The organism is Pseudomonas sp. JC1203, from assembly GCF_056175065.1.
This window is the reverse complement of sequence record NZ_JBWCAM010000008.1, coordinates 178,907-192,451: the sequence shown is the minus strand read 5'-3', so window position 1 is coordinate 192,451 and position 13,545 is coordinate 178,907. Positions and strand designations below refer to the sequence as shown.

Sequence of the window (13,545 nt, the reverse complement as noted above, 5' to 3'; positions counted from 1 at the left end):
TGTCCCCCGTAGCAGCTGCCGAAGGCTGCGTCCGGGCATAAAAAAACCGGCTCGATGAGCCGGTTTTTTTTGCGTCAGGGTACTGCTATCAGTTGCCGTAAACCGGCAGCTTGGCGCAGATGGCCTTGACCTTCTCGCGAACGGCGTCGATCACCGCTTCGTTGTTCAGGTCCGCCAGGATGTCGCAGATCCAGCCGGCCAGTTCCTTGCACTCTGCTTCCTTGAAGCCACGAGTGGTCACGGCCGGGGTGCCGAAGCGCAGGCCCGAGGTGACGAACGGGGAGCGCGGGTCGTTTGGCACCGAGTTCTTGTTCACGGTGATGAAAGCCTTGCCCAGGGCGGCGTCGGCGTCTTTACCGGAGATTTCCTGCTTGATCAGCGACAGCAGGAACAGGTGGTTCTGAGTACCGCCCGACACCACGTCGAAGCCGCGCTCGATGAACACGCCGGCCATGGCCTGGGCGTTCTTCACCACTTGTTGCTGGTAAGCCTTGAACTCAGGCTGCAGCGCTTCCTTGAAGCACACGGCCTTGGCGGCGATGACGTGCTCCAGCGGGCCGCCCTGGGCGCCTGGGAAGACGGCCGAGTTCAGCTTCTTCTCGATGTCTGCGTTGGCGCGGGCCAGGATCAGGCCGCCACGTGGACCGCGCAGGGTCTTGTGGGTGGTGGTGGTGACCACGTCGGCGAACGGCACAGGGTTGGGGTAGACGCCAGCGGCGACCAGGCCGGCCACGTGGGCCATGTCGACGAACAGGTAGGCGCCTACCTTGTCGGCGATTTCACGGAAGCGGGCGAAATCCAGCACCTGCGAGTAGGCGGAGAAACCGGCCACGACCATTTTCGGCTTGTGCTCGACGGCCAGGCGCTCTACTTCGTCGTAGTCGATCAGGCCGTTGGCGTCGATGCCGTACTGGACAGCGTTGTACAGCTTGCCGGACGAGGAAACGCTGGCGCCGTGGGTCAGGTGACCGCCGTGGGCCAGGCTCATGCCCAGGATGGTGTCGCCAGCCTGCAGCAGGGCCAGGTAGACGGCAGCGTTGGCCTGGGAGCCGGCGTGCGGCTGGACGTTGGCGTAGTCGGCGCCGAACAGCTCTTTGGCGCGGTCGATGGCCAGTTGCTCAACCACGTCGACGTATTCGCAGCCACCGTAGTAGCGCTTGCCTGGGTAGCCTTCGGCGTACTTGTTGGTCAGCACCGAGCCTTGGGCTTCCATGACGGCTGGGCTGGTGTAGTTTTCCGAGGCGATCAGCTCGATGTGCTCTTCCTGGCGCTGAGCTTCTTGCTCCATGGCGGCAAAGAGATCGGCGTCGTACTTGGCAAGGGTCAAATCACGGCTGAACATGGCGGTCCTCAAGGATCGTGCTGGAAAAAGGTGATCAGGCGCGCATTCTACCCCATCGCGTTTTATCTGGCATATGAAAGGCAGTCATTGCCTTGACGAGTGGTGTTCATGACGCCTCTGTGGGAGCTGGCTTGCCAGCGAGTTCTTTGGGGGCTCCACAAGCTCGCTGGCAAGCCAGCTCCCACAATGTTCAGTCGAACATGAATAGGGCGTCATTGCTGAATTGCGCCTCGAAACGGCTGGCCTGCATGGGGCGGCCGAACAGGTAGCCCTGCACCTCGTCGCAGCCGTGCTCGCGCAGGAAGTCCAACTGCTCATGGGTTTCCACGCCTTCGGCGATTACCGCCAGGTTCAGGCTGTGGGCCATGGCGATGATGGCGCGGGCGATCTGCGCGTCCTGCTCGCCTTCGGGCAGGCCGTCGACGAAGGTGCGGTCGATTTTCAGCACGTCGATGGGGAACTGCTTGAGGTAGTTGAGCGACGAGTAGCCGGTGCCGAAGTCGTCCACGGCGATGCTCAGGCCCAGGAACTTCAGGCTGTCGAGGATCTGCATGGCTTCGTTGACTTCGCGCATCAGGATACTTTCGGTCAGTTCCAGCTCCAGGCAGGCCGGTGGCAGCCCGGTTTCCTTGAGGATGTTGGCGATGCGCGTGCCCAGCTGGCCATCCGAGAACTGCCGCGCCGAGATGTTCACCGACACTTTCGGCACCCGCACCTTGGCCTGGTGCCAGGCACGCAGCTGGCGGCAGGCCTCGGTCAGCACCCAGTCGCCGACGTCCACCACCAGGCCCAGCTCTTCGAGCACCGGAATGAAGTCGCCCGGCGGCACCAGGCCACGGCGCGGGTGGCGCCAGCGCAGCAGTGCCTCGGCACCGGTCAGGCGCTTGCCGTCGCCGCTGAACTGCGGCTGGTAATAAAGCACGAATTCTTTCTGCTCCAGCGCGTGGCGCAGGTCGCTTTCCAGTTCCAGGCGCTCCAGGGCGCTGGCGTTCATGTCGGCCTGGTAGAACTGGAAGTTGTTCTTGCCGCGTTCCTTGGCGTGGTACATGGCGGTGTCGGCGTTCTTCATCAGCTGGCTCAGTTCGTTGCCGTCCTGGGGGCTGAGGGCAATGCCGATACTGGCGGTGACGAAGAACTCGCGGTTCTCCAGCACGAAAGGCGTCACCAGGCTGGTGAGGATCTGCTCGGCCACGTGGATGGCGCGGTTCAGCGCTGCCTCGCGGGTGGCGCGCGGTTGCAGCAGCAGGGTGAACTCGTCGCCGCCCATGCGCGCCACGGTGTCTTCGTCGTCCACGCAGGCCAGCAAACGGGTGGCCATTTCCTTGAGCATGCGGTCGCCGGCGGCGTGGCCCAGCGAGTCATTGATCGGTTTGAAGCGGTCCAGGTCGAGGAACATCAGCACTACCCACGACTTCTGCCGCTCGGCCTGCTGCAGCGCCGTGTGCAGGCGGTCCTGGAACAGTGTGCGGTTGGGCAGGTGGGTGAGGGCGTCGTAGTAGGCCAGGCGGTGGATGCGCTGCTCGCTGGCCTTGCGCTCGCTGATGTCGCTGAAGAAGCACACGTAGCTGGCCAGGTCGCCTTCGTCGTCGAACACGGCGGTGATGCCTACCCAGGCCGGGTAGTGCTCGCCGCTGCGGCGCTTGAGCCACACCTCGCCTTCCCAGGTGCCGCGGGTGTGCAGTTGCTTGATCACGTAGCTGAGGTGCGCCTGCTGCTCCTGGTCTACGGTAAGCATGGTGGGCAGCTGGTCCAGCACCTGCGCCACTTCGTAGCCGCTGACGCGGCTGAAGGCCTCGTTGGCCTGCACGATGTAGCCCGCCGGGTCGGTGATCAGGATGGCCGAGGTGGAGTGCTCGAATACCGTGGCGGCCATGCGCAGGTCTTTCTCGGCGCGGCGCTGCTGGCTGATGTCGCGGGCAACGCCGAGAATGCCCTCGAAGGTGCCGTGGTCGTCCCACACCAGCACCAGGCGCAGTTCGATGGGGATCTTGCGGCCGTCGCCGCGCAGGCAGTCCAGCACAAACAGCTGGGTAGTCAGTTGGCTGCGCAGCGCGGCCAGTTCGTCGGGCTTGTCCAGGACCTTGCTGACCCGCTCGATCAACTGGTAGATGCCGGTCAATTGCTGCGGGTTGGCGATGGTCGATTGCCAGCCGTTGTCGAACACCCACTTCACGTCGTAGCCCAGCACCGCCTGCACCGAGGGGCTGACATAGTTGAGCGCCAGCTGGCTGTCGGTTGAGAAGATCACGTCGCTGATGCTCTCGGCCAGCATGCGGTAGCGCTGTTCGCTGTCGCGCAGCGATTCACTGGCCTCGATCTGCTCGGTGACGTCCTTGGCCACGCCGATAATGCGCGTGACGCGGCCTTCGCTGTCACGGGCCAGGGCCTGTTCGCGAATGTCGAAGCGCAGCCAGCGCCCGTCCTTGTGCTTGAAGCGCAGCTGGCACTGCTGCATTTCCACGTCGGCGTCCTGGCGGCGGGCCAGGCGCATGCGCTGGTAGTCGCTGGCGTCTTCGGGGTGCAGCAGTATTTCCCAGAAATATTCGCCCATCTGCACCAGCTCGGGCTTGCTGAAGCCCAGGGTCTGGCCCAGGTGGTGGTTGCTGTAGATCATGCGCTGGCTCAGCACGTCCTGCACATACAGGTGGTCGGGCACGGTGCGTACCACGTCCGACCAGAAGCCTTCGCGCTCCACCAAAGACAGTTCGATGCTCTTGCGGCTGGTGACGTCGTTGATGCTGAGGATCACCGAGCCGTAGTCGCCGCTGGCATGTGGCAGGCGCAGGGTGAGCCACAGGTACTGATGCTGGCCCAGGCGGTCGCTGATGCGGATCTCGGTTTCCAGCTCCAGCTGTTCGCCCAGCAGGGTGTCCAGCAACTGCCGGCCCATGCTGGCGTTGTCCAGGTGCGTGCTTGCGAACAGGCGCTGCCAGGCGCCCTGGCTATCTTCGACGTTGAGCAGGTCGAGGGCCATCTGGTTGACTTCGGTGATGCGCAGTTGCTGCATCAACTGGTCACGGGCAGCCGGTTTTGCGGCCAGCCAGGCTTCCAGTTCTGCCGGGGTGTTGATGGCGCTTTCGCCAAGGAAGTCCTGCAGGGCGCACAGGTCCAGCACGCACAGGGCCACGCCGGTGCCTTCGAAGATGTCGTGGTAGCGGCGGCGGTCTTCGTGCAGCTGGCGCTGGCGGCGGCGCAGGTTGAACAGCGCCATCAGCGGCAGCAGCGAGCAGGCGCCCAGCAGCAGGAACTTGCCGATCAGGGCCGGCAGCAGTTGCAGTTCGGCCTCGTGTTCGTCGAACAGTGTGCGCAGCTGCCAGTCGGTGTTGGCCAGCGGCACGCTGGTGACGCTCTGGGCCTGTTCGCGGGCGCTCAGCGCCAGGCCTGTCTCGCTGCTGCGCGGGTCGCGCTGCAGCACCAGCGCCGGCTCACGGCTTTCCAGCAGCCAGCGCGGTGGGGCGGTGGGGTCCACGCGGTGGGTGAGGATGGAGTAAACAGAGGTGTCCAGGCGCAGCAGCCAGTAGCCTTCGCCCGGGTGTTCGCTGGCGCTGAGCAGCAGGTACACCTGGTGGGCGTCGGGGCTCTGGCTGAAATGGAAATTTTCGCCCTGGCTGCGCTTCACCAGGCCCGGCAGGTCGTAGCCGGGCGCAGCATGGCCGTTGTCCGCCAGCACGTTGCCCTGGCTGTCCAGGCGGGCCACGCTCTGCACCGCCGGCAGGTGCGCCTGCAGCAGGGCCTGTACGCCCTGGGGCGTCTGCGCATCGCCGCTGGTGGCGCGGTACAACGCCTGCTGGCCTTTGAGGGCCATGTTCAGCCCCAGGTGTTCACCCAGCACCGTGGTGTAGTCCAGGGTGCGCTGCCGCTGGTCGGCGACGCTGTGCCTGAATTGGTCCAGCAGTTGCCACACCAGCAACGTCAGCAGCAGCAGGGCCAGGAGCGCCAGCGCGCTTTTCAGGGTGCCGCGCGTCGGCTCGCCGGTCGCATTGATCGGGGAGCGCAGGGATGACGGCTGGTTGAGGTTGGTCAAACTGTGATCCTGCGGTCTGGCTGGCTGTGACAAGTGGCTGGCGAGAGGCGTTGCAGCCCGCTGCAACGGGGGCTCAGGCCATAAACTGCGCGCACTATAAGCCGGACGCCCGAAGGGCGGCTAGCATGCCTTGTTTTATGGCCATGTGCCACCAGTGGTTGCAGGTCGTTTGCCCTGTCTCGCGCATTCCGGTAGCTTTGACCTTCTCGCGGATTCTTCATCTGTCTACTGTCACCAGGTTTCTCATGGCTCAATACGTCTACACCATGCATCGGCTGAGCAAAGTTGTGCCGCCGAAGCGGGAAATTCTCAAAAACATTTCCTTGTCGTTCTTCCCTGGCGCCAAGATCGGCGTGCTGGGCCTCAACGGCTCGGGTAAATCCACCCTGCTGAAAATCATGGCCGGCGTCGACAAGGAATTCGACGGTGAAGCCCGCCCGATGCCCGAGCTCAACGTGGGTTATCTGCCGCAAGAGCCACAACTTGACCCGGCCAAGACCGTGCGTGAAGTCGTGGAAGAAGCGGTCAGCGTCATCAAGGACGCCCAGGCGCGCCTCGATGAAGTGTATGCCGCCTACGCCGAACCGGATGCCGATTTCGACAAATTGGCCGCCGAGCAGGCCAAGCTCGAAGCCATCCTGCAGGCCAGCGACGGCCACAACCTGGAGCGCCAGCTGGAAGTGGCTGCCGACGCCCTGCGCCTGCCGGCCTGGGACGCGAAGGTAGAACACCTGTCGGGTGGTGAAAAACGCCGCGTGGCCCTGTGCCGCCTGCTGCTGTCGGCCCCCGACATGCTGCTGCTCGACGAACCGACCAACCACCTGGACGCCGACTCCGTCGCCTGGCTGGAGCACTTCCTGCACGACTTCCCGGGCACCGTGGTAGCGATCACGCACGACCGTTACTTCCTGGACAACGTGGCGGGCTGGATCCTGGAGCTCGACCGCGGCGCCGGCATTCCTTACGAGGGCAACTATTCGGGTTGGCTGGAAGCCAAGTCCGATCGTCTGGCCCAGGAATCCAAGCAGCAGTCGGCCCATGAAAAGGCCATGAAGGAAGAGCTGGAGTGGGTGCGCAAAGGCGCCAAGGCCCGCCAGTCGAAATCCAAGGCACGTCTGCAGCGCTTCGAAGAGATGCAGTCGCAGGAATTCCAGAAGCGTTCGGAAACCAACGAGATCTACATCCCGGCCGGTCCGCGCCTGGGTGACAAGGTCATCGAGTTCAAGAACGTCACCAAGGGCTACGGCGACCGCGTGCTGATCGACAACCTGTCGTTCGCCATGCCCAAAGGCGCCATCGTCGGCGTGATCGGCGGTAACGGTGCCGGTAAGTCGACCCTGTTCCGCATGCTGATGGGCAAGGAACAACCGGATTCGGGCAGCATCGAGATCGGTGAAACCGTGCAGCTGGCCTGCGTGGACCAGAGCCGTGACGACCTCGACGGCAGCAAGACCGTGTTCCAGCAGATCTCCGACGGTTCGGACAACATCCGCATCGGCAACTACGAGATCCCGTCGCGCACCTACGTTGGCCGTTTCAACTTCAAGGGCGGCGACCAGCAGAAGTTCGTCAAGGACCTGTCCGGTGGTGAGCGTGGCCGCCTGCACCTGGCCCTGACCCTGAAAGAGGGCGGCAACGTCCTGCTGCTCGACGAACCCTCCAACGACCTCGACGTGGAAACCCTGCGTTCGCTGGAAGAAGCGCTGCTGGACTTCCCTGGCGCCGCCATTGTGATCTCTCACGATCGGTGGTTCCTGGACCGCGTGGCAACGCACATCCTGGCGTACGAGGATGACTCGCAGGCGGTGTTCTTCGAAGGTAACTACACCGAATACGAAGCCGACCGCAAAAAGCGTCTCGGCGACGCAGCGGCCCAGCCGCATCGGGTACGCCACAAGAAATTGGCGTAAGCAAAAAACGGGGCCTTCGGGCCCCGTTTTTTTATTTCCGTAGCAGCGGCCACCAGGCCGCGTCCTCGGTGGCGGGGCTGGGACGCGGCCTGCGGCCGCTGCTACGGGGGAGGCGTATTCACGGGTGGTACGCCCGCCCTTCACCCTGGGTTTTGCGCTGCTGCCAGGCCCGCTCGCGGTCGTCGCCGTGCTGCACGCTCCAGTCGTTCTGGTTGGGCTGTGCGGCGGCGCTGGCCTGGCATTGGCGGAAGCCGTCGTCCCAACCGGTGGCGTAGACCTTCTCGTTGAGGTAGCGCGGCACATTCTTGCGGAAGAAGCCGTTGACGCCCGCTGCTTCCCGCCCGCTGCCGCAGCCATCCTTGAACCCGTCGGCGTAACCGGGCGGGTACCCTTGGCTGACCATTTGTTCGTGAGTGGACTGGCATCCCGCCAGCGCCACCACCATCAATACCACTGCACAGCGCCACATGATCCGACTCCCGTTTCATGCCCACCGCTCCCGCCTGGAAACTGCGGCGGTCAAACGGTGGACCCGTGAGTCAAGTCTAGGTTCGATTTGGTTGCCGCCGCGTCAAGGCCATGTGATGGAATTGTCAGTAGTGGTACCACTTGAGCTCCAGCATCACCTCGTTGCGTGGCCCTGTGAGCTCGCTGAAGTCGCGCTGGGCGCTCAGGCGCAGGCCCAAGTTGCGTGACAGCTCCCACTGCTGGTTGAGGCTCAGGGTGCGGCGTACTTCGCCGTTAAGGAAATAGTCGCCCTGGGCTTCCAGGCGCAGGTTGCCCAGGCGGTTTTTCCACAGCAGGCCGCTGTCGAAACCGGCGGCGGGGGAGGCCATGGCCGAGAAGTCGTTGTTGTGCTCCAACCGCACCGTGCCCAGGGCGAACGCCAGGGTGTTTTCGCCTAGCTGCCAGGTGCCGCCGGCGCCGCCATTGACATGGCTTACCAGGGTTTCGTCGCCATGCTTGCCCAGCACCCGTTCCAGGCCGCCGGTGACCTGCCACGACAACGGTTGCAGCAGCTCGTTGCGCGGGGTCATGGAGCGGATGGTGGCCAGGTCCAGGCGCTGCACCTGCCAGCGGTTGCCCTCGTACTGGCGCAGCTTCATGTTGAGAATCTCGATTTGCGCGCCCAGTGGGAAGCCCGCGCTATTGTCGTTGAGGTCGTGGTAGGCCATGCGCAGGCCATACTCGCCGAAAGCCTTGCCGTCGCGGCTGCCCACGCCCACCTGCCAGGTGCGCGAGTCGTGGCCGTCCTCGGGCAGGGCGGGGCGCGCCACCTTCAGCGCTGGCGGCGGGTTTTGGCTGATGGCGCGCAGCAACTGGAAGCTGCGTTGGGCACTGGCCGGGTCGCGTTCCTGGGCGGTGGCGCGGTAGCGTTCCAGGCGGTAGGCGGCATCTTGTATCAGCGCCCGGCGTGGGGCCGGCAGGGCCGTATAGGCCGGGTCCTGCAGTTGTTGGGTGTCGGCGGCCACCTTCAGCACCCATTGCTGCTCGTCGGCGTCCAACGGCTTGGCGCTGGCCAGCAGTTCGCGCTCGCGAGAAGGGCGGTAATCGATATCACGCACCATGCCCGCCTGTTTCACCGCCTTTACTGTGTCGGTAGGGATGGCCGTCAGCGGGAACTGCCCGGTTAGGTTCAGGCTGGGGCGTGCCACTTGCAGCAGTTCCAGCAGGCGGTAAGAGCAGTTTTCGTCGAAGAAGAAGTAGCCGAAGCGGATCTGCTTGAGCTCCCACACGTGCTCCACCATGCGTGCGGTTTCCTCTGGCGTCAGGTCCAGGTGGTACTCCCACAGGTCACGGTTTTCCAGGCTGCGGTATTCGGCCAGTTTCTGCTGGTAGGGCACCAGCGAGAACATGCCCGGGTAGCCGCCCGCCAAGCCTTTCCAGGCATACAGAATGCTGTTGTCGTTGCCCTCGATGTACGCACCGAAATTGATCGCGTAGCTGAGCAGCGAGGTGTTGTCCTGCCGGGCTTCGGCCTGGTCGATGCGCAGCAGCGTGTGGCCGAACATCGAAGAAGGGCTGTTGAGGTAGGCAGCCGGGAACACCAGCACGGCATTGTGCGGCGAGATTTCCTTGTACCACTGGTGGAAATCACCGCAGTCGGGTGCGGGCAGGTCGTGCAGGTTCAGCTGTTGGCGTAGCCAGCGTGTGCGCGCGGGAAACACGCATTGGGCCTGCTGGTTGCCCAGGCTTGTGGGGGCGTACAGCGCCTGCACCGTAGCCGCCAGTTCCTGGTCGGGGTGGTGGGCACCGTCGCTGGCCAGGAAGAAGCGTGGGTCATTGACGTAGCTGCGCCAGCCGCCCAGCTTGGCCGGGGTGTAATGGCCCAGGGCAAGCCAGTACGGGTCGGCTGCCAGGGCAGTGATGCGGGATGGATCCACGTGAGGTGCGGCATGCAGCGGGGCGCAGACACAGAGCGCCAGGTAGGCAAGGCGTTTGAGCATCTTTGGCAACTAAGTCAGATGGACGAAAAGGCGTGCCGCAGTGGCGTGGAAAGTCCCGCCCCGAAGGGCGGGCGGTTCGAGCTTAGGCCTCGGCTGCGTACTTGGCCAGGCGTGGGTCGTTTTTCAACACGTGCAGGGTGTTGGTGTGGACGTCGTCGGCGGTGACGTTGGCGGTGGTGAAGATGTCCTGGAAGTGCTGGTGAGTGACGGATTCGAAGTAGGCGCGGTCCTGCGGCGCCACGCCCAGTACCACGGCATAGGTGGTCAGCGCCTCGCCCTGGCCCTTGGCCATGTCTTCGGAGAGTTCGTTCATCATGCCGTTCATGGCGATCCACGACTTGCCGCCGTAGGTCAACGCCGCGTTGGTGGAGCAGCCGTTGGTGCCGGAGGTCATGCCGAAGGTGGCGTTGCCGGAAGTGCCGTTGGTGGTGGATGCCAGGAAGTGGGCGGGGGTGCCGCGCTGGCCTTGGAACAGCATGTTCCCCCAACCGCAGTCCGGGCCGCCAGGCGCCTGGGCCATGGCGTTGAGCGAAACAACGGTGAATAGCGTACCCAGAAGAATCCGTTTCATAGCTTTGTTCTCTTTTAAGGTGCAAAACTTAAGGTTCAGGACTGCCTGGGACGGCACGGCTCCAGGACGCAGTTTGGAGTTTAGGCGGGGATTCACAGTTCAACTGAAAAACTGCCTTTTCCATGCGCGCCACCCTCTGCGTAGCAGCGGCCGCCAGGCCGCGTCCGCGGCAATCGCGTATTTCCAGCCAACCCTGCACCGTGCCGGACGCCGCCTGGCGGCAGCTGCTACGGGAACACTGCGCATGTCGCTTGCAGCGCGGCGGTTATCGGCGCCAGAATGCCGTCATCTGCCCCGCCGAAGTAAGGATGCCCGATGCCTGATCCTGTTGCTGCCAGCTTGCGTCTAGCGCCCGAAGCGCTGACCCGTCCGTTTTCCGCTGAACAGTTCAGCTTCTCCACCACCAATGATCTGGAGCCCTTTCGCGGTGTACTTGGCCAGGAACGCGCTGTAGAGGCGCTGCAATTTGGCGTGGCCATGCCGCGCCCCGGCTACAACGTATTCGTCATGGGCGAGCCGGGCACCGGCCGCTTCTCGTTCGTGAAGCGCTACCTGAAGGCCGAAGGCAAACGCCTGCAGACGCCTTCGGACTGGGTGTACGTCAACAACTTCGATGAGCCGCGCGAACCCCGCGCGCTGGAACTGCCGCCAGGGTCCGCCGGCGCCTTCATCGGTGATATCGGTGGCCTGATCGACAACCTGCTGTCGACCTTCCCGGCGGTGTTCGAGCACCCGTCCTACCAGCAGAAGAAAAGCGCCATCGACCGCGCGTTCAACCAGCGCTATGACCGCGCACTGGACGTGATCGAGCGCCTGTCGCTGGAAAAGGACGTGGCCCTGTACCGTGACAGCAGCAACATCGCCTTCACGCCCATGCTCGACGGCAAGGCCCTGGACGAGGCGGAATTTGCGCAGTTGCCCGAAGCCGACCGCGACCGTTTCCACTCGGACATCTCCGACCTGGAAGAGCGCCTGAACGAAGAGCTGGCCAGCCTGCCGCAGTGGAAACGCGAGTCCGGCAATCAGCTGCGCCAGTTGAACGAAGAAACCATCACCCTGGCCCTGCAGCCGCTGCTGTCGCCGCTGTCGGAAAAGTACGCCGAGAACGCCGCGGTGTGCGCCTACCTGCAGGCCATGCAGGTGTACCTGCTGAAGACCGTGGTCGAGCAGCTGGTGGACGACAGCAAGACCGACGCCCAGGCGCGCAAGCTGCTCGAAGAACAATACGCGCCAAGCCTGGTGGTGGGCCACCCGGGCAATGGTGGCGCGCCAGTGGTGTTCGAGCCGCACCCAACCTACGACAACCTGTTCGGGCGTATTGAATACAGCACTGACCAGGGCGCGCTGTACACCACCTACCGGCAATTGCGCCCGGGCGCGCTGCACCGCGCCAACGGTGGCTTCCTGATTCTGGAAGCCGAGAAGATGCTGGGCGAGCCATTTGTGTGGGATGCGCTGAAGCGCGCCCTGCAGTCGCGCAAGCTGAAAATGGAATCGCCGTTGGGCGAGTACGGCCGCCTGGCGACCATCACCCTGACGCCACAGATGATCCCGTTGCAGGTGAAGGTCATCATCATCGGCTCGCGCCAGTTGTACTACGCGCTGCAGGACGCCGACCCGGACTTCCAGGAGATGTTCCGGGTGCTGGTGGACTTCGACGAAGACATTCCCATGGTCGACGAGAGCCTGGAGCAGTTCGCCCAGTTGCTCAAGACCCGCACCTCGGAAGAGGGCATGGCGCCGCTGACTGCCGACGCCGTGGCGCGCCTGGCCACCTACAGCGCGCGCCTGGCCGAACACCAGGGGCGTTTGTCGGCGCGCATTGGCGACCTGTTCCAGCTGGTCAGCGAGGCGGATTTCATTCGCCACCTGGCCAACGACGAGATGACCGATGCCGGCCACATCGACCGCGCGCTGAAGGCCAAGGCCACGCGCACCGGGCGGGTGTCGGCAAGGATTCTCGACGACATGCTGGCGGGCATCATCCTCATCGACACGGATGGCGCCGCCGTGGGCAAATGCAACGGCCTCACGGTGCTGGAGGTCGGTGATTCGGCCTTCGGCGTGCCGGCGCGTATCTCTGCCACGGTGTACCCGGGCGGCAGCGGCATCGTCGACATTGAGCGCGAGGTCAACCTGGGCCAGCCAATCCACTCCAAGGGCGTGATGATTCTCACCGGGTACCTGGGCAGCCGCTACGCCCAGGAATTCCCCCTGGCGATCTCGGCCAGCATCGCGCTGGAACAGTCCTACGGCTATGTGGACGGCGACAGCGCCTCGCTGGGCGAGGCCTGCACGCTGATCTCGGCGCTGTCGCGCACACCGCTCAAGCAGTGCTTCGCCATCACCGGCTCCATCAACCAGTTTGGTGAAGTGCAGGCGGTGGGCGGCGTCAACGAGAAGATCGAAGGCTTCTTCCGCCTGTGCGAAGCCCGCGGGCTGACCGGCGAGCAGGGGGCAATCATCCCTTATGCCAACGTCGCCACGTTGATGCTCGACGAGAAAGTACTGCAGGCGGTGCGCGCCGGGCAGTTCCATGTGTACGCCGTGCGCCAGGCCGACGAGGCCCTGAGCCTGCTGGTGGGCGAGGACGCCGGCTCGCCGGACGCCGACGGCGAGTTCCCCGAGGGCAGCGTCAACGCGCGGGTGGTGGAGCGCCTGCGCGAAATTGCCGAGATGATCAGCGAGGAAGACCTGAAGGAAGCCGAGAAGGAACACGCCGAGGCCGAACTGGCCCAGGTGAAGCCAGCCTGAAGCGGGGAGGGCGCCGGATGACCATTCGGCGCCTGACTGCGCAGTCGCATATTGCCAGCGTGGGTTTTCTTCTATCCTCAGGGCATGGATAGCCACGGGTCGCAGGAATGAAACAGCCTTCCCCTGAAGGTTGAAGCAAAAGCTTTATTGAGGAGCGACGCGATGCCGCGCAACCTCAGCCTTACTCGCCAATGCCTGGGTCTGGTGACCCGAATCGAATGCAGCATACGCCCACTGGCCGGTGATACCGGGATGTGGACGCTGCTTTTCGCCGCTGGCATGGCCGGCGAACAACCCTCCGCCATCAAGTCCCAGGGGCCTTTCCCCGGCCCCACCGTGGCCGAGTCGGTGATGGAAGCCATCGTCGACAGCCTCACGCTGCACGGGTACAAGGTGGCGGGTGACCCGCAGATCTGGTCGCTGCATTTGCAGGCGCAGCTGCGCAAGATCAACGGCGAGCGATGTCACCGCTGTTCGTCTTGAATGTTGCGGTGCGA

8 protein-coding genes are annotated in these 13,545 nt (G+C 64.2%); 3 read left to right on the top strand and 5 right to left on the bottom strand.

Features of this window, described 5'->3' with window-relative positions:
* Window positions 1-88: 88 nt before the first annotated feature.
* Together glyA and AC0SZ7_RS14345 are read right to left on the bottom strand one after the other, a co-directional pair.
* Window positions 89-1,342, bottom strand: coding sequence for a serine hydroxymethyltransferase (gene glyA / locus AC0SZ7_RS14350; protein ID WP_455922143.1), 1,254 nt, complete (start codon window positions 1,340-1,342; stop codon window positions 89-91).
* A gap of 190 nt (window positions 1,343-1,532) precedes the next feature.
* The gene (locus AC0SZ7_RS14345; RefSeq protein ID WP_475505012.1) at window positions 1,533-5,366 is read right to left on the bottom strand and encodes a sensor domain-containing protein; all 3,834 of its coding nucleotides are present in this window, start codon (window positions 5,364-5,366) and stop codon (window positions 1,533-1,535) included.
* Window positions 5,367-5,611: 245 nt separating this feature from the next.
* On the opposite strand from AC0SZ7_RS14345, the gene ettA reads away from it, so the two are divergent.
* Window positions 5,612-7,276 carry an energy-dependent translational throttle protein EttA gene (gene ettA / locus AC0SZ7_RS14340; RefSeq protein WP_475505011.1) on the top strand — a complete coding sequence of 555 codons (1,665 nt, stop codon included), beginning with the start codon at window positions 5,612-5,614 and terminating at the stop codon, window positions 7,274-7,276.
* Window positions 7,277-7,394: 118 nt separating this feature from the next.
* On the opposite strand, the gene AC0SZ7_RS14335 is transcribed toward ettA, so the two are convergent.
* From AC0SZ7_RS14335 to AC0SZ7_RS14325, 3 genes are all read right to left on the bottom strand, one after another.
* Complete coding sequence (locus tag AC0SZ7_RS14335) at window positions 7,395-7,745, bottom strand: hypothetical protein (protein WP_475505010.1); 351 nt, start codon at window positions 7,743-7,745, stop codon at window positions 7,395-7,397.
* 124 nt (window positions 7,746-7,869) lie between these two features.
* Window positions 7,870-9,723, bottom strand: a complete 1,854-nt coding sequence (locus tag AC0SZ7_RS14330) for an Lnb N-terminal periplasmic domain-containing protein (RefSeq protein WP_475505009.1) — start codon at window positions 9,721-9,723, stop codon at window positions 7,870-7,872.
* 82 nt (window positions 9,724-9,805) lie between these two features.
* Window positions 9,806-10,294 (bottom strand): DUF3015 domain-containing protein, encoded by a 489-nt coding sequence (locus AC0SZ7_RS14325; protein ID WP_475505008.1) that lies wholly within the window; start codon window positions 10,292-10,294, stop codon window positions 9,806-9,808.
* A gap of 315 nt (window positions 10,295-10,609) precedes the next feature.
* On the opposite strand from AC0SZ7_RS14325, the gene AC0SZ7_RS14320 reads away from it, so the two are divergent.
* Together AC0SZ7_RS14320 and AC0SZ7_RS14315 are read left to right on the top strand one after the other, a co-directional pair.
* Entirely contained in the window at window positions 10,610-13,048 is a 2,439-nt protein-coding gene (locus AC0SZ7_RS14320; RefSeq protein ID WP_475505007.1) for a Lon protease family protein, read from the top strand.
* A gap of 162 nt (window positions 13,049-13,210) precedes the next feature.
* The gene (locus tag AC0SZ7_RS14315; protein ID WP_475505006.1) at window positions 13,211-13,531 is read left to right on the top strand and encodes a PA4575 family protein; all 321 of its coding nucleotides are present in this window, start codon (window positions 13,211-13,213) and stop codon (window positions 13,529-13,531) included.
* Window positions 13,532-13,545: the final 14 nt, after the last annotated feature.